Annotated in this window: 21 protein-coding genes and 1 pseudogene; 17 read left to right on the forward strand and 5 right to left on the reverse strand. The window is 66.8% G+C overall.

Annotated elements, in window-relative coordinates:
• Nucleotides 1-88 precede the first annotated feature (88 nt).
• The 3 genes and pseudogenes from ACFVIV_RS02565 to ACFVIV_RS02575 form a co-directional block, all read right to left on the reverse strand.
• Entirely contained in the window at nucleotides 89-2,215 is a 2,127-nt protein-coding gene (locus ACFVIV_RS02565; RefSeq protein WP_379192988.1) for a glycogen debranching N-terminal domain-containing protein, read from the reverse strand.
• 608 nt (nucleotides 2,216-2,823) lie between these two features.
• Nucleotides 2,824-3,921 (reverse strand): annotated as a pseudogene (locus ACFVIV_RS02570) (glycosyltransferase family 4 protein); the annotation flags it as partial.
• A gap of 472 nt (nucleotides 3,922-4,393) precedes the next feature.
• Nucleotides 4,394-5,494: an AMP-binding protein gene (locus ACFVIV_RS02575; protein ID WP_379192989.1), complete on the reverse strand. Its 1,101-nt coding sequence runs from the start codon at nucleotides 5,492-5,494 to the stop codon at nucleotides 4,394-4,396.
• A 194-nt stretch (nucleotides 5,495-5,688) separates the two neighbouring features.
• Here ACFVIV_RS02575 and ACFVIV_RS02580 point away from each other — a divergent pair, with 194 nt between their 5' ends.
• From ACFVIV_RS02580 to ACFVIV_RS02590, 3 genes are read left to right on the forward strand one after another with little or no spacing between them, the layout of a single operon-like run.
• On the forward strand, nucleotides 5,689-6,669 hold the full coding sequence (locus ACFVIV_RS02580) for an ABC transporter substrate-binding protein (RefSeq protein ID WP_379192990.1): 981 nt from the start codon (nucleotides 5,689-5,691) through the stop codon (nucleotides 6,667-6,669).
• Between the two features lie 31 nt (nucleotides 6,670-6,700).
• A complete protein-coding gene (locus ACFVIV_RS02585; RefSeq protein ID WP_379192991.1) occupies nucleotides 6,701-8,062 on the forward strand; it encodes a SagB family peptide dehydrogenase in 1,362 nt (453 codons plus the stop codon).
• A gap of 53 nt (nucleotides 8,063-8,115) precedes the next feature.
• On the forward strand, nucleotides 8,116-8,472 hold the full coding sequence (locus tag ACFVIV_RS02590; protein ID WP_379192992.1) for an MmcQ/YjbR family DNA-binding protein: 357 nt from the start codon (nucleotides 8,116-8,118) through the stop codon (nucleotides 8,470-8,472).
• Between the two features lie 30 nt (nucleotides 8,473-8,502).
• Here the strand turns inward: ACFVIV_RS02590 and ACFVIV_RS02595 are convergent, their stop codons facing one another.
• Entirely contained in the window at nucleotides 8,503-10,557 is a 2,055-nt protein-coding gene (locus tag ACFVIV_RS02595; protein WP_379192993.1) for a M13 family metallopeptidase, read from the reverse strand.
• A 72-nt stretch (nucleotides 10,558-10,629) separates the two neighbouring features.
• Entirely contained in the window at nucleotides 10,630-12,684 is a 2,055-nt protein-coding gene (locus ACFVIV_RS02600; RefSeq protein WP_379192994.1) for a M13 family metallopeptidase, read from the reverse strand.
• A gap of 355 nt (nucleotides 12,685-13,039) precedes the next feature.
• Between ACFVIV_RS02600 and rplN the strand changes: the two genes are divergently transcribed.
• The 14 genes from rplN to ACFVIV_RS02670 all read left to right on the forward strand — a co-directional run bounded on the left by rplN (nucleotide 13,040) and on the right by ACFVIV_RS02670 (nucleotide 21,797).
• Nucleotides 13,040-13,408 (forward strand): 50S ribosomal protein L14, encoded by a 369-nt coding sequence (gene rplN, locus ACFVIV_RS02605; protein WP_067543786.1) that lies wholly within the window; start codon nucleotides 13,040-13,042, stop codon nucleotides 13,406-13,408.
• Between the two features lie 2 nt (nucleotides 13,409-13,410).
• Entirely contained in the window at nucleotides 13,411-13,725 is a 315-nt protein-coding gene (gene rplX / locus ACFVIV_RS02610) for a 50S ribosomal protein L24 (protein WP_040855258.1), read from the forward strand.
• A 1-nt stretch (nucleotide 13,726) separates the two neighbouring features.
• Nucleotides 13,727-14,293: a 50S ribosomal protein L5 gene (gene rplE / locus ACFVIV_RS02615; protein WP_354986625.1), complete on the forward strand. Its 567-nt coding sequence runs from the start codon at nucleotides 13,727-13,729 to the stop codon at nucleotides 14,291-14,293.
• A gap of 4 nt (nucleotides 14,294-14,297) precedes the next feature.
• The gene (locus ACFVIV_RS02620; RefSeq protein WP_029923637.1) at nucleotides 14,298-14,483 is read left to right on the forward strand and encodes a type Z 30S ribosomal protein S14; all 186 of its coding nucleotides are present in this window, start codon (nucleotides 14,298-14,300) and stop codon (nucleotides 14,481-14,483) included.
• 175 nt (nucleotides 14,484-14,658) lie between these two features.
• Nucleotides 14,659-15,057, forward strand: a complete 399-nt coding sequence (rpsH, locus tag ACFVIV_RS02625) for a 30S ribosomal protein S8 (RefSeq protein WP_379192995.1) — start codon at nucleotides 14,659-14,661, stop codon at nucleotides 15,055-15,057.
• Between the two features lie 14 nt (nucleotides 15,058-15,071).
• Nucleotides 15,072-15,611, forward strand: a complete 540-nt coding sequence (rplF, locus tag ACFVIV_RS02630; protein ID WP_379192996.1) for a 50S ribosomal protein L6 — start codon at nucleotides 15,072-15,074, stop codon at nucleotides 15,609-15,611.
• Nucleotides 15,612-15,614: 3 nt separating this feature from the next.
• Nucleotides 15,615-16,022 (forward strand): 50S ribosomal protein L18, encoded by a 408-nt coding sequence (gene rplR / locus ACFVIV_RS02635; protein ID WP_379192997.1) that lies wholly within the window; start codon nucleotides 15,615-15,617, stop codon nucleotides 16,020-16,022.
• A gap of 31 nt (nucleotides 16,023-16,053) precedes the next feature.
• On the forward strand, nucleotides 16,054-16,689 hold the full coding sequence (gene rpsE, locus ACFVIV_RS02640; protein WP_379192998.1) for a 30S ribosomal protein S5: 636 nt from the start codon (nucleotides 16,054-16,056) through the stop codon (nucleotides 16,687-16,689).
• A 1-nt stretch (nucleotide 16,690) separates the two neighbouring features.
• A complete protein-coding gene (gene rpmD, locus ACFVIV_RS02645) occupies nucleotides 16,691-16,870 on the forward strand; it encodes a 50S ribosomal protein L30 (protein ID WP_379192999.1) in 180 nt (59 codons plus the stop codon).
• 3 nt (nucleotides 16,871-16,873) lie between these two features.
• Nucleotides 16,874-17,317 (forward strand): 50S ribosomal protein L15, encoded by a 444-nt coding sequence (gene rplO, locus ACFVIV_RS02650; protein ID WP_379193000.1) that lies wholly within the window; start codon nucleotides 16,874-16,876, stop codon nucleotides 17,315-17,317.
• Nucleotides 17,318-17,473: 156 nt separating this feature from the next.
• On the forward strand, nucleotides 17,474-18,796 hold the full coding sequence (gene secY / locus ACFVIV_RS02655; RefSeq protein WP_379193001.1) for a preprotein translocase subunit SecY: 1,323 nt from the start codon (nucleotides 17,474-17,476) through the stop codon (nucleotides 18,794-18,796).
• Nucleotides 18,793-19,338, forward strand: a complete 546-nt coding sequence (locus ACFVIV_RS02660) for an adenylate kinase (protein ID WP_379193002.1) — start codon at nucleotides 18,793-18,795, stop codon at nucleotides 19,336-19,338. Before secY ends, ACFVIV_RS02660 begins: the two co-directional genes overlap by 4 nt.
• The gene (map, locus tag ACFVIV_RS02665; protein WP_379193003.1) at nucleotides 19,339-20,139 is read left to right on the forward strand and encodes a type I methionyl aminopeptidase; all 801 of its coding nucleotides are present in this window, start codon (nucleotides 19,339-19,341) and stop codon (nucleotides 20,137-20,139) included.
• Nucleotides 20,140-20,237: 98 nt separating this feature from the next.
• Nucleotides 20,238-21,797 carry a YncE family protein gene (locus tag ACFVIV_RS02670; protein WP_379193004.1) on the forward strand — a complete coding sequence of 520 codons (1,560 nt, stop codon included), beginning with the start codon at nucleotides 20,238-20,240 and terminating at the stop codon, nucleotides 21,795-21,797.
• The last annotated feature ends 22 nt before the right edge of the window (nucleotides 21,798-21,819 follow it).

Here is a 21,819-nt window from a genome sequence, read left to right on the forward strand (position 1 = left end):
CAGATCCTGGACAGACGATCACCGGGAACTGGTGGCGGCATTCGCCGAGTAGCCTCCGCCACCAGTTCCCGGTCGCCGTCGTTTCAGATCAATGGGTGATGAGTTCCCAGCCGTCGGGGAGGTTGGAGGCGGTGATTCGGTCGCCTTCCGCGGCCAGGTCGAGGACGGCCCCGCCGAGGCGGAGGTCGGTGAGCTCGACCCTGCCCCAGCGGGCGGGGAGGTGGGGGAGGACCGTGAGCCTGCGGTGCGGGACGTCCGGGTCGAGGCCGAGGAAGGAACGGACCAGCAGCAGGGGTGCGGCGCTGGCCCACGCCTGCGGGGAGCACGACGTCGGATAGGGGACCGGGGCGGCGAACTTGGAACGGGGGAAGCCGCAGAACAATTCGGGGAGTCGGCCGCCGAAGGCGCCGGCCGCGTCGAGCAGGCCGTCGGACAGGCGGGTGGCCAGTTCGATGGCGCCGGGGATGTGGCGGTAGCGGAGCAGGCCCGCCACCGCGATGGCGGTGTCGTGCGGCCAGACCGAGCCATTGTGGTAGCTCATGGGGTTGTAGGCGCCCATGCGGGAGGACAGGGTGCGCAGGCCGAAACCGGTGTCCATATCCGGGGTGGACAGGTGGGTGATGACTTCGGCGGCGTGCTCGTCGGTAATGATGCCCGACCACAGACAGTGGCCGATATTGCTGGTCAGGGCATCGAGGCGGCGCTTGTTCGCATCGAGAGCGACGGCGAACCAACCTCTTTCGGGCAGCCAGAAGGCCTCGGTGAACTTGGTGCGGAGTTCGGCGGCGCGATCGCGCAGATAACCCGCGGTGGTGGGGTCGCCGAATTCCTCGGCGAGATCGGCGCGCGATTGCAGCGCCGCGTAGACATAGCCCTGCACCTCGCACAGCGCGATGGGCGGTTCGGGCAGATGGCCGGCGGCGTCGTTGATGCCGTCGAAGCTGTCCTTCCAGCCCTGGTTGATGAGACCCCGGTCGGTGGCGCGGCGGTATTCGACGAACCCGTCGCCGTCGCGGTCGCCGTAATCGGAGATCCAGTTCAGCGCGGCGTCGGCGGCGGGCAGCAGCGCCCGGACCGCCTCCTTGTCCGCGCCCCAGCGCCGCGCCTGCGCCAGCAGCATGACGAAAAGCGGTGTGGCGTCGATGGTTCCGTAATAGGTCTCGCCGCCGAGCACCGCGCCGCTGGCGGGGCCGCGGCGCATTTCGTGCATGATGCGGCCGGGCTCCTCCTCGGTCATCGGATCGACCCGCGTCCCCTGCATCTCCGCGAGCTGCTGCAGCGTGCCCACGGCCAGGTTCACATCCAGCGGCAGCGCCATCCAGGCGGTGAGCAGGCTGTCGCGGCCGAAGAGCGTCATGAACCAGGGCGCGCCGGCCGCCACGAACGGTCTGCCGCCGCGCGCGTCGTCGTGAATCTGCAAGGCGCCCAGATCACTTTCGGTGCGCTGCAGCACCGCGGCCAGTTTCGGATCGGTGGCGGTGATATTGGTGGCGGTATCGCGCCACGCCGCGATCTTGCGGCTCGGTGCGCTCGAGTCGATGTGCTCACCGGGCCGCAGCTGCGAGTGGATGGGCTGATTGCCCAGCGTCGGATGCGCCACGATCTCGGTGTGCCAGCTGCCCCCGGCGGGGACCACGGCCCGCCAGGACAGCGAACCCGGCAGCACCACCGGCATTTCCGAGGACGACACCGCCAGCCCGCGCGCCCGATCGGACCGGTCGTTGAGCAGCAGCTCCACATCCGCGACCAGCATTTCGGCGCGGGCATTGCCGCTGCGGCCCTCCTTGACCGCGAACAGGTCCACGAAATCGGCGTCCACATGCAATTGCAGATCCACGGCCGTGGTTTCGCGGCCGAGGTTCTCGACGGTGATGGTCTCCCGCAGCCCGTCGGCGACCAGGCGCTCCCGGACGATCAATACCGAACTGTCAGCTGCGCCGGCCCGTGGTGGCCGGCGCAATATGAACCGGGCGTGGAAAGCCTCCGGGTTCAATACCGACAGCGGCTCCGGCCGCTGCCCGTCCAGGCGCAGTTCCCAGCGGGACAGCACGCGCGCATCCCGGTAGAACAACCCGTACGGAGTTCCCGGCTCGACATCGCCGAGCCGGTCGGACAGGCAGAATGTGCTGCCCTCCACCAGGGTGACCGCGCCACCGACCCCACCGAGGGTCGACGGTTCACCACTGTTGAGAGCGGCCGGAGCCTCACCGTTCATGCAGTGCCTTCCTCCCTCACGCCCGTCTCCGGATCGCATTCGTCGGCGGACGCGAAACCTGTTGCATTACTGACAGTTCCGGCGCAACCGGGCAAATGTGCCTCGACCGCGCTTCCCGACAGCGGAACCTCCCCGAGGATGGGTGCGGCCGCACTGTCGGGAACAGTTGTACGGCCCAGTGTGAGGCCTTCTCCGGTCAAGGCCGGTGGATCGGCGATGTGTCCGGTTACCGCATCCAAGGTGAGGTCCGATACCGACTCCGCAATATCGGCAACCACTTCGGCGACCGGACCCAGCGGTGGTCCGGCGGGGGCGGGCACCCGGTTGGGCACGGGTCCCGACGCGCGTGTCGGGTTTGCTCCGGTTGCCCGGATCGCACCGGAACCCGATCCACGCTTACGACCCTTTCCGCCGCGCGTCGCGTTCCCCGGTGTCCGGCCCGCGGCTTTTCCCCGAGTCGCCGGAGTTCCCGGCGTACGCCCGACTCCCCGGGCGGTGCCGGTGGTCGCGGTGGCCCGCCCGGGCCCGGTCCCCGCGGCCCGCGTGGGCTGCGGGGCCGCTGGGTGCACGGGCGCACCAGGCCAGGTGTGGATGGTGATGCGACCGCCCCGCCGCGGCCGGCGAGTGCGCAGGACGGTGCGATAGATCTCCTCGTACCCGCGGCCGAGGGTGTCCGCGCCGAAGTGCGCGATCACGTGCTCACGCATGACCTGCGGGTCGTAGTCCTGGACTTCCTTGATGGCCGCGGGTAACTCGTCCGGATCGTCGCAGATGCGGCCGGTGACGCCGTCGAGGATCACCTCGGACACGGCCCCGCCGCGCAAGGCCACCACCGGCGTCCCGCACACCATCGCCTCGATCATCACCATGCCGAAGGGCTCCTCCCAGCGCACCGGGAACAGCAGGCATCTGGCGCCCGCCAGCAGTTCGCGCTTGGCCACGGCATCGGCCATGCCGAACATGCGGTCGTGCTCGGTGAGCAGCGGCGCGACCGAGCTGTCGAAATACCGCTTCTCCGGCGGCTCGGCGCACTTGCCGGCCAGGATCAATGGCATGCCGACGGCGTGCGCGGCCTCCAGCGCCAGATGCGGCGCCTTGTCGGCCGTGAACCGCCCCAGGAACAGCGCGTAGTCCTGTTTCACCGGCTGGAACGGCCAGTCCTCCGCGCGCAGCGCATTGTGTACCCGGCCCGCCCAATTCAGGTCGGGCGCGAGCGCGCGCTGCCGGTCGGAGATGGCCACCAGGTGCGCGTCCTCGCCGAGTTCTCGGTAGTACACGTACGGATCGCCGTCCACGGGTCCGTGCACGGTCACCACGGTCGGCAGTCCGAGTTCGCGATAGACGGGCGTATTGAGCACCCCGGCAAAGGTGTGGTCGTGTACCAGATCGAGTCCTTCGCTCGCGGCCAGTCTCTCCAGTGCGCGCCGAACCTTCAAGGCATGCACCACCTCTGGAAACGGATCGCCGAGCCGGTCGGCCTGAATGTCGTCCCACAGTGATACGAAATCGGCCTTGGTGCCGTTCACGCCCGCGCCGAGCAGCGTGACCTTGTGCCCGCGGGCCACCAGTGCGTCCACCAGATCGGCGACGACGGCCTCGACGCCGCCGTAGGCCTTGGGCGGGATGTCGAAGTACGGGGGCACCACCATGGCGATGCGAAGCTGCTGCTCAGATACCAGGCCGGGAGACGGGAATTCCGCGCTCATAGCCACTCCTTCCGGAACACAACCGTCGGCGTCCGGATGCGACGCCGATCCTCGTGGCCGGAACCGGCGGAAGATCGAAAGCGGTTGTGCCGCACTGGACCGCCCGGCTTGCCCGTCCGGAAAGAAATGGAGCGGGCAGCCGGGCAGGAAAGGTCCGACAGCACGCTCGCGGGTATGAACGCCTGGTTGATCGTCGCGCCGGCTAGTGCACTCGTCCTGGTGGCACCGCGGGATGCGATGGGTACGACGTCAGCAACGGTGGTGAGGCCGTCACCGTCGTACTCGTTCGGTGAGACCGGATGCGAACGCACCCCGAGGCGCGTCGTCGCGCTCGGCGGCCATTCGGTGATTCCAGGTTATCTCCGGAATCGTGCCGCCAGGGCGGTTCGAAATGTTTCGGAGTTTATCCGCACGAAGTTCGCTCGCAGCCACCCTGTGGTTCGCTGCGGGTACGACTTTTCGTTATCGCAGCTCAGGCGGCCGCGTAATCGACGTCCTCGTCGCCGGGGAGCAGTTCGGCCAGTTCGAGGGTTTCGGTCACTGCCGAAGTCGTTGCAACGAGCAGGGATTCGGCCACGTCGAAAACAAGCCAGCCATCGGCGGTCCAGTGCCCGCGCGCACCAGTTCGGGCCAACTGGCCGGTTTCATATGGGTCCGTGACGAATTCGCGCGCCGAACCCGCCGTCGCGACCGTCAGCGCCGCGCCGCCGAGATAGACCTCGCCGGTGACGCCGGGCGCGACCACCCGCCGCTGCTCGTCCAGCACCAGCACGCGCGCGCCCGGAATGGGCCGCACCCGCCCGGTGCCGTCCAGCGGCCCGCGGGCGGCGACGCCCGCGTATTCGGTGGCGGTATAGGCGAATCCGGCCACCGAACCCGGCGCGATACTGCGCAGCAGGCCGGAAAGGATTGCCGGGCAGTCGGTTCCGATCACATCCCAGCGGCGCACGCTCGGCAGCGTCGGCGCGGGCAGATCGGCGATGGCGGCGAGGGTGTGCGCCTCGGCCACCACATGGGTGGCGGCGCTGCTCGCGATGAGTTCGGCCAGCGCGGCCGGATCGGTGCGCTCGGCCTCGGTGGCCAGCACCAGGGTGGCGCCGTCGGCGAGGGCGGCCAGCAGTTCGACCGCGGCGTCGGCGCAGTCCCAGCGGGAGGCGAACAGCCGCACCTCGGCGGATCCGAAGGCGCGGTCGGTGGAACAGGGGCGGTGGTCGGCGACCACGGCGCGGCGGTCGTCGGCCGCGGCGGCCAGGGCGGCGGGGGTCAGCCCGATGCCGCAGCCGTCGAGGGGCAGGACCGAGCCGGTGCGCGCGGATTCGGCGATAGCGCGCAGCAGCTGTGCCAGGCCGTCCATGGAGGGCCCGGTGGCGCCGATGGCGCCGCCGTCGAGATGCCCGTAGAGCTCGGCATAGGTGCGGATGTGGCCGCCGCAGCGGACGGCCGTGCGCAGGGACGGCACGCGGCGACCGCGTTCGATCAGACCGGAGACCGCCGGAACGTCGTACAGTTCGACGCCATTGGCCCATTCGTCCACGAGTCGATGCTGCTCGACGCCGGACAGAGGTTCCCGCACCACGCTCTCCATCGCTCTCACCCCCGTACAACAACTTATGCAACCCTAACCTAACAGGGCGAGATCACGATAGCCCGCCCCATCCGGGATCGAACGCGCCACACCGTTCCGCCAGGTCGGCGCATATTAGGCTAGGCTCACCTCCCGCTCGTGCCGGATCGGAACGGGCAGCTCTGAGAAGGAGAGGGTCAACGATGAAGTCGGTCCGCAACGCACGCGGCTGGACCCGGGCGGCCGTGGCCGTCCTCGCGGGTGTGCTCACCCTCGGAATCGCGGCCTGCGGGTCCGCCTCCGATGAGCCCGCCGGCGGCGGCGAACCCGTCACCATCGCGCACGCCCTGGGCGAGACCACCATTACCGGGGTGCCCGAACGCATTGTGGCGCTGGGCAATCAGTGGCTCGACGCGGTGCAGGCGCTGGGCGTCACGCCGGTCGGCTACATCGACAACATCTCCGTGCTCAGCAAGAGCGCCGCGCCGTGGGAGCCCGGATCCCTGAAGTCGGCCAAGGCCCTCGACACCACCGGCAGCCTGCCCGAGCAGATCGCGGCCCTGAACCCGGATCTCATCCTGGCCGACGCCTTCATCGCCGACGCCAAGACCTACGCGGACCTATCGCAGGTCGCGCCCACCATTCCGGGCCTGACCAAGGAAGCCGTCACGCCGTGGGCGGACCAGGTCGCGGCCATGGGCAAGGTGCTGCACAAGACCGCCGAGGCCGACAAGCTGGTCGGCGACCTGAACGCCCGCATCGACGGCATCGCGCAGAAGTACCCGGGCATCAAGGGCAAGACCTTCATCAGCAGCTGGCTGGCCGGGCCCACCCAGCTCATGGTCCTCACCGATCCGAACGACGGCTCCAGCCGCCTGTTCACTCAGCTGGGCATGACCATTCCGCAGTCGCTGGTCGCCCAGGGCGGCGCCGGCGGCCGGCTCGCGCTCTCGCCCGAGCGCCTCGACGAGCTGAACTCCGATCTGCTGCTGGCCGGCTACTCGCCCGGCCAGGACGAAAAGTACCGCCGGCTCCCGGGATACAACGATCTCCCCGCGGTGCAGAAGAACGCCGTCGTCTTCCTGACCGTCCAGGAGATCAGCGCCGTCAACCAGCCGACCCCGCTGGCCCTGCCCTACATTCTGGACAAGCTGGAACCGGCGATCGCCAACGCGGCCAAGTAATTCCGACCCACTCAGATTCGAAGGACCGCAGTTGTCGTCCCACGCCCAGACCCGCTACGCCCTGCGTCCCGGCGTCACCTGCCTGACCATCCCCGGCGGGGCGGTACTGCTGAACCCGCCGCACAACGAGAAGCTGACGGGACTGGCGCCCGCCCAGATTCAGGCGCTAAAGACCCTCAACCGCGGTCCTTCGACTCTCTCGGAAATGACCGGCGGGACCGAATCCGCCGAAGTCGCAACCCTTCTCGACCGGCTCGCCGCCGGCGGCTGGCTCACCCGCACCATCCGCGACGGCGATCGCGACCTCTACACGGTGCGTCCCTTCGCGACCCCGCCCGCCGTCCCGGCGGGTTCCGCGTCGACCGCTGTCCTCTCGAAATTCACGGTGATCCACCGGGATTCGGAGGGCCTGGTGCTGGAGCACCCCACCTCCTGGTGCGACCTGCGCATCCACGATCCCCGCCTGCTCGCCTTGGCCGCCGGTTCCACCCCCTCGGAACTGGGCCTGTCCGAAGAGATCTCGGCCCAGCTGGCCGCCGACCTCCACCGCGGCGGCTTCACCGCCGACCTCGCCACCGAGGACCACACCTTCACCACCCGCAGCTGGACCCCCTCCGATCTGTGGTTCCACCGCCGCAGCACCCTGGGCCCCCGCGTCCTCACCTGGGACCACTTCGGCCCCACCAAATGGGCGAAGGACGCCTTTCCCCCGCCGCCTGCGCGCAAGCCCGCCTACTCGAGCGAGCCACTGGCCCTCCCGACGCCGGATCTCGAGACCCTCCGCATCGCGGACCCCAGCCTGACCGCCGTCCTCGAGGACCGCCGCTCCACCCGCGCCTTCGACGAAGCCAATCCGATCACCCTGGCTCAGCTGGCCGAACTCCTCTACCGCACCGCCCGCACCCGCTCGGTCGAAACCACCCCCGATGGCGACGAATTGCCTTCCCGCCCCTACCCCTCCGGCGGCAGCGTCCACGAACTGGAGCTCTACCCCGTGGTCCGCCACGTCGCGGGCATGGCCCCCGGCATGTACCACTACGACTCCTTCGACCACGCCCTGCGCCCGGTCGCCCCCGCCGATTCCCCCGCGGTCCAGCGCCTCCTGAAAACCACCTCCGCCACCCTCGCCGAAGCCGCCGAACCCCAAGTGGTCCTCCTCATGGGCGCCCGCGCCGGCCGGGTCATGTGGTCCTACGAAGGCGTCCCCTACGCCAACATCCTCAAACACGTAGGCGTCCTCATGCAGACCCTCTACCTCGCCGCCACCGCCATGGGCCTGGGCGCAGTAGCCCAGGGCTTCAGCGACACCGCCGCCTTCACCGCCGCCACCGGCGTCGACGAACTGGAGGAATGCAACGTCGGCAGCATGATCATCGGCACCCCCGCCCGCTGACCCCTCCCGGGCGGAGTGGCCGAATGTCACACCCGGCTGGAAACATCACCGGTATGACGGCGAATGGGGACGATGTTCGCGCAGTTGCGCTCTCGCTACCGGAAACCCGGGAACTGCTGGAGTGGAACATGCCCACCTTCCGGGTGAAGGGAAAGCTCTTCCTGACCCTCCCCGAGAGCGAGACCTCCATGGCGGTCCGCTGCCCGATCGCCGACCGCGACGAACTGGTCCGATCCGAACCCCACAAGTTCTGGATCGCCACCCACGAGGCGTACAACGCGTGGGTGCGAGTCCGCCTGGCAACCCTCGACGACCGAGAAGAACTGGAAGCCATCATCCTGGACTCCTGGCGCCAGGCCGCGCCCCGGCAGCTCGTGGAGGAACACGCGGCGGACGGATCCGCCGGGTGAGTCGCACGAGCTGTCGCTGGGCCGGTTTCCTCAGAAGGTGATGCGCTGGTCCTCGGGCAGGAAGAGCTTGTCGCCTTCTTTCACGCCGAAGGCGGTGTAGAACTCCGCCAGATTGCGGACCACCTGGTTGGCGCGGAATTCGTTGGGGGCGTGCGTGTCGTTGGCCAGCAGATTCTCGGCGTACTCCGGGGTGGACTTGTCGCGCCAGTTGCGGGCCCAGGATTGGAACAGGGGTACGTAGTCCGGATTGTCCACGCCGCGGCGCTTTTCGGAGAGGCGGAAGGCGGCGAGGGACATTTGCAGGCCGCGGACGTCGGCCACGTTTTCGCCGAGGGTGAGCCGGCCGTCGACGTGCTTGTCAGGGGCCAGCCCTTCCGGTACCAGCGCCTCGTACTGACCGACGAGGTTCTTGGTGCGGGTTTCGAAGGCGGCGCGGTCCTCGGGGGTCCACCAGTCCTTCAGGTTGCCGTCCGCGTCGTAGCGTGAGCCTTGATCGTCGAAGCCGTGGCCGATCTCGTGGCCGATGACCGCGCCGCCGGCGCCGAAGTTGACGGCGGACTGGGCGTCCTTGTCGAAGAACGGCGGCTGCAGGAAGGCCGCGGGGAAGCTGATCTCGTTGTTGACCGAGGAGTAGAAGGCGTTGACGGTCTGCGGGGGTGAACCCCATTCGGACTTGTCGACCGGCTTGCCGAGCCGATCCAGCGCGCGTTTGGTCTCGAAAGCGTTGACGGCGCGCAGGGATTCGATCAGGCGGCCGCGGGTGATCTGCAGACCGGAGTAGTCCTCCCACGTGTCCGGATAGCCGATCTTGGCGACCATCTTGTCGAGCTTGGCCAGGGCGGCATCGCGGGTGTGCTGGGTCATCCAGGTGGAATTGCGGAAGTTCTCCGCATAGACGGCCTTCAGGTCGGCCACCATCTCCAGCGCGCGCTGTTTGGCCTCGGGCGGGAAGTGCTTGTCCACGTACAGCTTTCCGAGCTGCTCGCCGAGGTTCTCGTTGACGGTGGATACCGCGCCCTTCCAGCGTTCCGGACGCTGCTCGAGGCCGTTCATGATGGTGCCGAAGAACTCGAAGTTCGCATCGGAGATGGACTTCGGCAGGAACCGGGCGAAATCCCGCACCAGATACAGCTTCAGGTAGTCCCGCCACACGGCGATATCCACGTCGTGCCACAGGCCGCCCGCGTGGGTGAGATACGAGGGCTGGCGCACGATCACCGTGTCGAACAGGCTCTTGGGGCGGTCGGTATTGCCCAGCAGCCACGGATCCCAATCGAATTGCGGGGCGAGCGAGGTCATCTCGGCCCAGGACATCTTGTTGTAGGTGGCCTCGGAATCACGCAGCTTGACCCGGTCCCAGAATCCGGCGGCGATGCGGGTCTCCAGCTCGTGCACCCGCGCGGCCATGGCGACCGGATCGCTGAAGCCCGCTCCGGCGGCGATCTTCTCCAGGTAGGTCTTGTAGGCGGCGAGCTTGTCGGCGTATTCCGGCTTGCGGTAGTACTGCTCGCCCAACCCGATGCCGGACTGACCGACCGAAGGGATGTAGGCGCTGGAGTTCTTCTGGTCGATGCTGATGCCCAGCCCGATGACGCCGCCGATCGGCAGCGTGGCCATTACCTTCGCCAGTTCCGCCTTGTCCGCGGCCTTGTCGACGAGCGTGAACAGGTCGGCCAGCGGTGTCACGCCGAGCTTCTCGATCTCGTCGAGATCCAGCCGCGCGTCGTACAGATCGCGGATCTGCTGTGCCTCGCTACCGGATTCGGGATCGGAGATGCCCTCGATGATCTCCTTCAACTGGAGTTCGACCCGGTCGCCGACCTCGTCGAAGGTTCCGAAGGTGACCTTGTCGGCGGGCAGCTGATACTCCTGCAGCCACTTGCCGTTGACATGCCGGTACAGATCGTCCTGCGGCCGGACGGCCGGATCCGAGCCCGACATATCGGGCCCGGCCAATGGTTTCGTGGTCGTCGAGCCGTCCGTCTCGTCCTTGGCGCACGACACCAGCAGGGCGGCGGCGGGCGTGAGCCCGAGCGCCACCAGGAAGGCGCGGCGGTCGAAACGGACCGGACCCGACGAAGTCACGAGAACCCCTCTCTGAAGATGCGGCGGCGCCGCACCAGGCATGACTGGCTGGAACGAGGCTACCCACAGAACTCAGAGAGTGACGCGCTGATCCGGCGGCAGGTACTCCTTGTCGCCCGCTGCGACCCCGAATGTCGCGTAGAACTGTTCGATATTGCGGACCACCTGGTTGCAGCGGAATTCGCCGGGGGAGTGGGGGTCTCCCTGCAACTGCTGTTCCAGGGATTCCGGGGTTTGCTGGATGCGCCAGATCCGGCCCCAGGATTCGAACACGGGGTGCAGATCGGGATTGTCCGTGCCATTGCGCTTCTCGGCGATGGCGTAGGCGGACAGCGCGATGCCGAGGCCGCGCAGATCGGCCAGGTTCTCACCGACGGTGAGAGCGCCGTTGACGTGGTCGTTCGACGGGAGACCGGTCGGCACCAGGGCGTCGTACTGAGCGATGAGCTGTTTGGTCTTGGTGTCGAACGCGGCTCGGTCCTCCGGGGTCCACCAGTCCTTCAGATTGCCGTCGCCGTCGTACATCGAACCCTGATCGTCGAAGCCGTGGCCGATCTCGTGGCCGATGACGCCGCCGATGCCGCCGTAGTTCACCGCGGCCTGCGCATCGGCGGCGAAGAACGGGGCCTGCAGAATCCCGGCGGGGAAGACGATTTCGTTGCGCGTCGGGTCGTAATAGGCGTTGACGGTTTGCGGCGGCATGCCCCATTCGGTTTTGTCCACCGGCTCGCCGAGTTTGCCGAACATGCGCTTGGCATTGAAAGTCTGCACGGCTATCAGGGATTCGAGCAGTTTGCCGCGGGTGATGGCGAGGCCGGAGTAGTCCTCCCACTTGTCCGGATACCCGATCTTGGTGTCGATCTTGCCGAGTTTCACGATCGCGGCGTCGCGGGTGGCGGGTGACATCCAGGCCGAATTCTCGAAATCCGCGCGATAGGCCGCCATCAGATCGGCCACCAGCGCCTGCACGGCTTCCTTGGAATCGGCCGGGAAGTACTGCGCCACATACTCTTTGCCGAGCAACTCGCCGATATTGGCGTTGACGGTGTCGATGGCGGACTTCCACCGCTCCGGGCGTTGCTCGAGCCCGTTGAGCATCTTGTCGTAGAACTCGAACTGCGCGTCGGCGATGGCGCCCGGCAGATAGTTCGCCCAGCTGCGCACCAGATCCAGCCGCAGGTAATCGCGCCAGGTGTCGATGTCCACCTCGCCCCACAGCCCGGCGGCCGACGTCACATACGAGGGCTGCCGCACCAGCACGGAACCGAACAGCTCACGGGGCCGGTCCGTCTGCCCGGCAAGCCACTGATCCCATTCGAATTGGGTTCCCAGCGCGGTCAATTCGGTCCAGGACAGCTTGTTGTAGCCGGCCTGCGGATCCCGTAGTCGCACGTTGTCCCAGAACCCGGCGGCGATCCGCTTCTCCAGATCCAGCACTCGCTGCGCCATCCCGGCCGGATCGGCGAAGCCCGCCCCGGTGGCGATGCGCTCCAGGAAGGTCTTGTACCCCTCGACAATCTCGGCGAACTGCGGATCTCGGTAGTACTGCTCGTCCAGCCCCAGCCCGGACTGATTGATCTGCGCGATGTTCCGGCTCGCGTCCCGATCGTCCACCCCGACGAACAGCCCGAATATCCCGGACAGCGGCAGCGCGCCCATGGCGTTCGCGAGCTCCGGCTTGCCGGCGGCGGCATCGATCCGCGCCAGCTGATCCCGCAGCGGCGTCATCCCCAGCTTGTCGACCTCGGCGGAGTCCATATACCCGTCGTAGAGATCGCGGATCTTCTGCGCGTCGGTCCCGTCCTTCGGGTCGTGAATCCCTTCCACGATCCCGTGCAGCTGCTGCTGCGTCCGCTCCTCGACCTCGGCGAAGGTGCCGTAGGAGGTCTTGTCCGGCGGCAGCTTGTAGTTGTCCAGCCACTTGCCGTTGACGTAGCGGTACAGGTCGTCCTGGGGCCGCACCCCCGGATCCGAGCCGGACATGTCGGGGCCGCTGAGCTGCCTCGGCTTGTCCGGTGAACAGGCCGGCGCCAATGCGACGAGTGGAACGAGGCCCAGGGCCTTCAGTAGAGTACGGCGGTCGGTGACGATGCGACCTACAGCAGGAGCGTGCGAACGCTCGGTCAACGCGGATCTCCTCTGACGGATATCGGATGTTGCTCTGACGTAGCTCTGATGTTCGACTAGCTCGCGCCGACGCTAATGGACCCGGCTGAGGAATCGCTGAATCCGCCGCGGTGCGCCCCGCGGATCCGCCCGCGGGTGACTCTGCCCACCCTGATTTGGGCGCCACCTGCGGTTTCGCTACACTAGACCGGTTGCCTGCGGGAGCTGTACCCGCGATCCGGCCGCGAACCCACAGTGGTTGATCATCTCTGATGTTCCGAAAACCGCTGGCAGGCGCGCGTTTGGGTGGCAACTGACCATGCCCGTCGGGTCGGCAATCCGGCGTGCATTACGTCCAGGTCTAGGAGGAGCTGAAGTGATTCAGCAGGAGTCGCGACTGCGCGTCGCCGACAACACGGGTGCGAAGGAAATCCTCTGCATCCGCGTGCTCGGTGGTTCGGCGCGTCGCTATGCCGGTATCGGCGATGTCATCGTCGCCACCGTGAAGGACGCCATCCCCGGCGGCAACGTCAAGAAGGGCGATGTCGTCAAGGCTGTCGTCGTGCGCACCACCAAGGAGCGCCGCCGTCCGGATGGTTCCTACATCCGTTTCGACGAGAACGCCGCGGTGCTGATCAAGGCGGACAACGATCCGCGCGGCACCCGCATCTTCGGCCCCGTCGGCCGTGAACTGCGCGACAAGCGCTTCATGAAGATCGTTTCGCTGGCTCCGGAGGTGCTCTGACCATGAAGGTGCACAAGGGCGACACGGTCATCGTCATCTCGGGCAAGGACAAGGGCGCGAAGGGCAAGGTCATTCAGGCCTTCCCCGCGACCGGCAAGGTCCTGGTCGAGGGCGTGAACCGCATCAAGAAGCACGTCGCGAACTCCGCGAACCAGCGTGGCGCCAGCTCCGGCGGCATCGTCACCCAGGAAGCGCCGATCCAGGCCTCCAACGTGATGGTCGTCGATTCGGACGGCAAGCCGACCCGCGTGGGCTACCGCACCGACGAGAACGGCAAGCGGGTCCGCATCTCCCGTCGCAACGGGAAGGACATCTGAGATGACTTCGACTGAGAACAAGGTGCAGCCGCGCCTGAAGGCGCGCTACCGCGCCGAGATCAAGGACGCGCTGCAGAGCGAGTTCAACTACGACAACGTGATGCAGATCCCGGGTGTCGTGAAGGTCGTCGTGAACATGGGTGTCGGCGACGCCGCCCGTGACGCGAAGCTGATCAACGGCGCGGTCGCCGACCTCACCCTGATCACCGGCCAGAAGCCCGAGATCCGCAAGGCCACCAAGTCCATCGCGCAGTTCAAGCTGCGTGAGGGCATGCCGATCGGCGCCAAGGTCACCCTGCGCGGCGATCGCATGTGGGAGTTCCTGGATCGCCTGATCTCCATCGCGCTGCCCCGTATCCGCGACTTCCGCGGCCTGTCGCCGAAGCAGTTCGACGGCAACGGCAACTACACCTTCGGTCTCTCGGAGCAGTCGATGTTCCACGAGATCGACGTGGACAAGATCGACCGTCCGCGGGGTATGGACATCACCGTGGTGACCACCGCGACCAACAACGAAGAAGGCCGCGCGCTGCTGAAGCACCTCGGCTTCCCGTTCAAGGAGAACTGAGCAGATGGCTAAGAAGGCTCTGATCAACAAGGCCAACGCCAAGCCGAAGTTCGCGGTGCGGGCCTACACCCGTTGCCAGCGCTGCGGCCGGCCGCACGCGGTCTACCGCAAGTTCGGCCTGTGCCGCGTGTGCCTGCGCGAGATGGCTCACCGCGGTGAGCTGCCGGGCGTGCACAAGTCCTCCTGGTAAGTCCCCCCAAGACTTTTCGATGTCCCGGCCACCCGTTACGCGGCCGGGCCATTGGAGAAGAAACGGTTCTCCGGGTAACCGGGGAGCACAAACCCCACTTCGTTGTAGGCCCACGACCGCTCCTGAGAACGGTGCTGAATGGGAACCGCGGCGAGAAAGGTAAACGGTCAAAAACATGACCATGACTGATCCCATCGCAGACTTCTTGACCCGTCTGCGCAACGCCAACTCGGCGTACCACGATCAGGTGAAGGCTCCGCACTCGAAGCTCAAGGCGAACATCGCCGAGATCCTCAAGCGCGAGGGCTACATCGCCGACTACCGCACCGAAGACGCGGCCGTCGGCAAGACCCTGATCGTCGACCTGAAGTACGGCCCCAGCCGTGAGCGCTCCCTGCAGGGCGTGCGTCGCGTCTCGAAGCCGGGTCTGCGTGTGTACGCGAAGTCCACCAACCTGCCCAAGGTGCTGGGTGGCCTCGGCGTGGCGATCATCTCCACGTCCAAGGGCCTGCTCACGGACCGTCAGGCCAAGCAGCAGAGTGTGGGCGGGGAAGTCCTCGCCTACGTCTGGTAAGGGAGGTAGGAACAATGTCGCGTATCGGTAAGAAGCCGATTCCGGTTCCCGCCGGCGTCGAGGTGACCATCGACGGCCAGAACGTCGCGGTCAAGGGTCCCAAGGGCACCCTGTCGCACGTGGTCGCGGAGCCGATCACCATCAACAAGGCCGAGAACGGTGAGCTCGAGGTCGTTCGCCCGAACGACGAGCGTGGCAACCGCTCCCTGCACGGCCTGACCCGCACCCTGATCAACAACATGATCATCGGTGTCACGCAGGGCTACGAGAAGAAGATGGAAATCTTCGGCGTCGGTTACCGCGTGCAGCAGAAGGGCTCGGACCTGGAGTTCGCGCTCGGCTACAGCCACCCGGTTCCGGTCGTTGCCCCCGAGGGCATCACCTTCAAGGTCGAGGCGCCCACCAAGTTCTCGGTGTCCGGCATCGACAAGCAGGCGGTCGGTCAGATCGCCGCGGTCATCCACGGCCTGCGCAAGCCCGACCCGTACAAGGGCAAGGGCATCCGCTACGCCGGTGAGGTCGTTCGCCGCAAGGTCGGAAAGACGGGTAAGTAAGCCATGGCACAGACTGAGAATCAGAAGGCCAAGCGCAAGCCGCTCGGCAAGGATGTTTCGACCGCGCGTCGTCTGTCGAAGACGCGTCGTCACTTCCGTCTGCGCAAGAAGATCGTCGGAACCCCGGAGCGTCCGCGCCTGGTGGTCAACCGTTCCTCGCGCCACCTGCACGCCCAGCTGATCGACGACTCCGCCGGCAAGACCATTGCCGCCGCGTCGTCCATCGAGGCCGATGTGCGTGCGCTCGAGGGTGACAAGTCCGCCAAGGGCGCCAAGGTCGGCGAGCTCATCGCCGCCCGCGCCAAGGCTGCCGGCATCGAGGCGGTCGTGTTCGACCGTGGTGGTCACGACTACCACGGCCGCATCGCGGCGCTGGCCGATGCCGCTCGCGAAGGTGGGCTGAAGTTCTGATGATCAACACTGCGAATGGAAGGAACGTCTGATGCCGGGACGTCAGCGGCGTGACGGCGGAAACGGTCCCGCCGGACAGAATGGCAGCAATGATCGTGACGGAGGCCGCGGCGGACGCCGTGGCGATCGTCGCGACCAGCAGCAGGCCGAGAAGACCAATCAGCTCGAGCGCGTCGTCGCCATCAACCGCGTCTCCAAGGTCGTGAAGGGTGGTCGTCGCTTCAGCTTCACCGCCCTCGTGATCGTCGGTGACGGCAACGGTCTGGTCGGCGTCGGCTACGGCAAGGCCAAGGAAGTTCCCGCGGCCATCCAGAAGGGCGTCGAAGAGGCTCGCAAGAACTTCTTCCGCGTCCCGATGATCGGCTCCACCGTCACCCACCCGGTTCAGGGTGAGGCGGCGGCCGGTGTGGTCATGCTGCGTCCGGCCTCGCCGGGTACCGGTGTGATCGCCGGTGGCGCGTGCCGTGCCGTGCTGGAATGCGCCGGCATCCATGATGTTCTGGCCAAGTCGCTCGGTAGCGACAACGCCATCAACGTTGTGCACGCCACCGTTGCCGCTCTCAAGATGCTCCAGCGTCCCGAAGAGGTCGCCGCTCGCCGCGGTCTGCCCATCGAGGACGTGGCTCCTGCGGGCATGCTGCGCGCGCGTGCGGGACAGGGAGTCTGATATGGCACAGCTCAAGGTGACCCAGATCAAGTCCACGATCGGCGCCAAGGCGAATCAGCGGGAGTCGATGCGTACCCTCGGGCTGCGCGGTATCCGCCAGACCGTGGTTCGCGAGGACACCCCGCAGAACCGTGGCCTGATCAACGTCGTGCGCCACCTCGTTCAGGTTGAGGAGGTTTAAGGCATGACCATCAAGTTGCATCACCTGCGTCCTGCCCCCGGTGCCAAGACCGAGAAGACCCGTGTGGGTCGCGGTGAAGGCTCCAAGGGCAAGACCGCGGGCCGCGGTACCAAGGGTACGAAGGCTCGCAAGAATGTTCCGGTCCGCTTCGAGGGCGGTCAGATGCCGATTCACATGCGTCTGCCCAAGCTCAAGGGCTTCACCAACCCGTTCCGCACCGAGTACCAGGTCGTGAACGTGTCGGATATCGCCCGCGTGTTCCCCGAGGGCGGCACCGTCGGCAAGGCCGAGCTGGTCGCCAAGGGCCTCGTTCGCAAGAACGAGCTCGTGAAGGTGCTCGGCGAGGGCGAAATCGGTGTGGCCGTTCAGGTTTCCGCCGACAAGTTCTCCGGCTCCGCCAAGGAGAAGATCACCGCGGCCGGTGGCACTGCCACCGAACTGGCCTGACGGTAGGCTGAATAGCAGACGGCACCGGACGAGTGAAGAGCTCGTCCGGTGCCACTGTTAGAGTTCAAGTGTTGTCTGCCAACACCGTCATGGGGATCGGCGCTCTCTTATCGCTGAAGCCATGGCCCTGACCCATGTCGTTAGCCAGGAGGATGTGTGCTTTCCGCCTTCGTGTCGGCTTTCCGGACCCCGGACTTACGGCGGAAGATTCTCTTCACGCTGGGCCTGATCGCGCTCTACCGCGTAGGTGCCGCACTGCCCTCCCCGGGCGTCGACTACAAAGCAATTCAAGAATGTGTTGACCTGGTGAACGGCGGCGATTCCGCCGGCATCTACCAGCTCATCAATCTTTTCTCCGGCGGCGCGCTGCTGCAGCTTTCGGTGTTCGCGATCGGCATCATGCCCTACATCACGGCGAGCATCATTATCCAGCTGCTGACCGTCGTCATTCCGCGGTTCGAGGAACTGCGAAAAGAAGGCCAGGCGGGTCAGACCAAGATGACCCAGTACACCCGATACCTCTCGATCGCCTTGGCGGTCCTGCAGGCGACGGGCCTGGTGGCGCTCGCTGCGCGCGGTCAGCTGCTGCGCGGGTGCCCGCAGGACATCCTGGCCGACACCTCCATTTTCGGCATGATCATCATCGTGCTGGTCATGACCGCGGGCGCGGCCCTGGTCATGTGGTTCGGCGAGCAGATCACCGAGCGCGGCATCGGCAACGGCATGTCGCTGCTGATCTTCGCCGGTATCGCGGCCCGCATCCCGGCCGAGGGCAAGCTGATCTGGGACAGCGACGATTCGCGCATCAAGTTCGCGCTGGTCCTGGTGGCCGCGCTGGTCGTCATCGTCGGCGTCATCTTCGTCGAGCAGGGTCAGCGCCGGATTCCGGTGCAGTACGCCAAGCGCGTGGTGGGCCGCAAGATGTACGGCGGCTCCTCGACCTATCTGCCGTTGAAGGTGAACCAGGCCGGCGTCATCCCGGTCATCTTCGCCTCCTCGCTGCTGTACCTGCCGAACCTGCTGGCACAGCTGACGCAGAGCACCTCCGGCGATCCGGCCAAGTGGCAGGAGCTGATCCAGAAGTATCTGGTCAACCCCAGCAACCCGGTCTACGTGACGGTCTACTTCGCCCTGATCGTGTTCTTCACCTACTTCTATGTCGCGATCACCTTCAATCCCGAAGAGCGCGCGGACGAGATGAAGAAGTTCGGCGGCTTCATTCCGGGCTACCGCCCCGGCAAGCCCACCGCCGATTACCTGAACTATGTGCTCAGCCGGATCACGCTGCCCGGCTCGATCTACCTCGGCGCGGTGGCCGTGCTCCCGAACGTGTTCCTCAACATGGGCAACAACACCGGTGTGCAGAACCTGCCGTTCGGCGGCACCGCCGTGTTGATCATTGTGAGCGTCGGCCTCGATACCGTGAAACAGATCGAGAGCCAGTTGATGAACCGAAACTACGAAGGGTTCCTGAAGTGAGACTCGTACTGCTCGGACCGCCCGGCGCCGGTAAAGGCACCCAGGCCGAACTGTTGTCGGAAAAGCTCGGTGTTCCGCACATCTCCACCGGGAACCTCTTCCGCACCAACATTGCCGAGAAGACCGCGCTCGGGCTCGAGGCGCAGCAGTACCTGGATGCCGGCAACCTGGTGCCCTCCGAGGTCACCAACCGCATGGTCGAGGCCCGCATCGCCGAGCCGGACGCCACCAACGGCTTCATTCTCGACGGCTACCCGCGCACGGTCGACCAGGCCGAGGCGCTGGAGAAGATGCTCAAGGATCAGGGCCGCGCGCTCGACGCCGCGCTCTGCTTCGTGGTGCCCGAGGACGTGCTGGTGGAGCGCATGCTCTCGCGCGGCCGCGGCGACGACACCGAAGAGGTCATCCGCAACCGCATGCGCGTCTACCGCGAGGAGACCGAACCGCTGCTCGATCACTACGACGGTCTCGTGGTGACGGTCGACGGCGTCGCCGAGGTGGACGAGGTCAATGCGCGGGCGCTGAAAGCCCTGGGTCGCTGAATGGTCTTCGGCCGCAAGAGCAAGAAGGTGGTGCCCTTCCGCACCGCCGGTGAACTGGACGCCATGGCGGCGGCCGGCGCTGTCGTGGGCCGCGCCCTGGTGGCGGTGCGCGCCGCCGCCAAGCCGGGCGTCTCGACCCTGGAACTCGACGAGGTCGCCGAGCAGGTGATCCGCGAGGCCGGTGCGGTCCCGTCGTTCAAGGGCTACCACGGCTTCCCGGGTTCGATCTGCTCCTCGGTCAACGACCGCGTGGTCCACGGCATCCCGTCCAAGGACGATGTGCTCGCCGAGGGCGACCTGGTCTCCATCGACTGCGGCGCCATTCTCGAAGGCTGGCACGGTGATTCGGCCTGGACCTTCGGCGTCGGCACGATCATCGAGGCCGATCGGCTGCTGAGCGAGGCCACCAAGCTGTCCATGGAGGCCGGTATCGCCGCCATGCTGCCCGGCAACCGGCTGACCGATGTCTCGCACGCCATCGAGCTGGGCACCCGGGCCGCCGAGGCCGAGCACGGCCGCGCCTACGGCATTGTCGACGGCTACGGCGGGCACGCCATCGGCCGCGAGATGCACATGGATCCGTTCCTGCCGAACGAGGGCAAGCCGGGCAAGGGCCCGGAGCTGCGCGTCGGCTCGGTGCTGGCCATCGAGCCCATGCTCACCCTCGGCACCACGGAAACCAAGGTGCTGGAAGACGATTGGACCGTGGTGACCATCGACGGCTCGCGCGCCGCGCACTGGGAGCACACGGTCGCCGTCACCGAGGACGGCCCGCGCATCCTCACACTGCGCCCGGAGTAGATCCGGTATATCGACTCGCACGCACCCGCTTCGGTTTCCGAGGCGGGTGCGTTTGTCGTTAGGATCGACGCCGCGTGTCGCGTGGAGAGGGGATTGCGATGATGGGGGTCGATCGAACCGATTGGCTGAGCGCGAAGATCGGGTCGGTGGGTCCCGGAACCCGGGTGATCATCGCCGACTTCAGCGGCGAGGTCTTCGAGGCGACCGCGCTGATCACCGCGGCGGACGGGCAATTCCACGTTGTCATGTCCCGCGGCGAGCCCGCGGTGCGAGGCGGCAACTCGGCCGCGGAAACCGCCACGCAGGCCATGGAGACCGTGCGTGCGCTGGCCATGGCGGTCGGCGTCGCCGCGCCGAGTGATCTGCACTCGATCTGCCTGAAGGGCCTCGGGCCCGAGGTCTCCCGGATACGCGAGGCCTTTCAGACGCTCCAGGTGCCGCTGGTGTTCGACGAGCCGGTGCTGAGCCTGGCGAAAACCCCGGAGCCTCCACAAGCGCCGCACCCGGTGTATCCGCCCGTCCCGCAACCGCATCAGCCGGCACCGGTGCGGCCGTCGACCCGGCCCCGGGGAGTCGTGATCGGTGCGGCCGTGGCGGCGGCGGTGCTGGTGCTCGCGGCGGTCGTCACCGATGTCGTGCTGACCGGTTCGGGCTCGGATGAGCCCGACTACCAGTCGATCTCGGTGGGGTCGACCGGTGGCGGCGCCTATGCGCACGCCGCCTTCGATTCGGTGACCGGGTTGTTGTACGTCACCAATAGTGATGATCGGACCGTGTCGGTCGTGGATCCGGTGAAGGGCAGTGCGACCGCGACGATTCCGCTGCCCGACGATCCGGAGGGCATCGCGGTCGATCCGGTTCTGCGCCGGTTGTACGTGGTGGGGCGCGGGGACGCCACCACGGGCAGCCCGGTCAACGGCTCGGTCTCGATCATCGACACTACGAAGAACGCCGTGCTCTCGACGCTCACCACCGGGAAGAATTCCTGGGATGTCGCCGTCGATCCACGGACGCACACCGTCTACGTCGTGAGCAGCACCAGTCTGCAGGCGAGCGAAAGGCCGCGGAAGTATCAAGACCCGAACCCTGTGATCACGAACGATACGAGCACCCTGTCGGTGATCGATCCGGTCGCCGCCACGATCACGGCGACTATTCCGGTGGGCGCCAATGCCATGGCGGTGGCAATCGATCCGGACCGGCAGGCGGCTTATATCGGGGGCCATTACGACCAGGGGTCGCAGCAGCGGTCGAACCAGGGGCTGGTGATCGTCGATCTCGCCGCGCAGCGGGTGACCGGGTACGTCGATGTGGGCGGTGATATCGGCGGGGCCCTCGACGTCGCGTTCGATCCGGCCGCCGGCATCGCCTACGTGACCTCCTCGGATCAGATTGCGGTCGTCGATGTGGTGGCGCGCATGCCGAAGGAGAAGATTCCGAACGGGGGCAGTGGCTTTCTCGCCATCGATCCTGGCAGGGACGTCTTGTATGCGACCGATGACGACGCCAACCAGATCCGGGTGATCGACACCAACACCGGAAAGAGCATCGGCATGCTCGGCGGGGGTAAAACCTACCTGATCGGCGTCGCGGTCGATCCGAGTTCGCACACGGTCTACGGCTTGAGCTTCAACACCGTGACGGTGATCCCGCGCTGAGGGGAAGTTGGACGCGACATGG

The organism is Nocardia sp. NPDC127526 (assembly GCF_042672265.1).
GTDB lineage: Bacteria > Actinomycetota > Actinomycetes > Mycobacteriales > Mycobacteriaceae > Nocardia.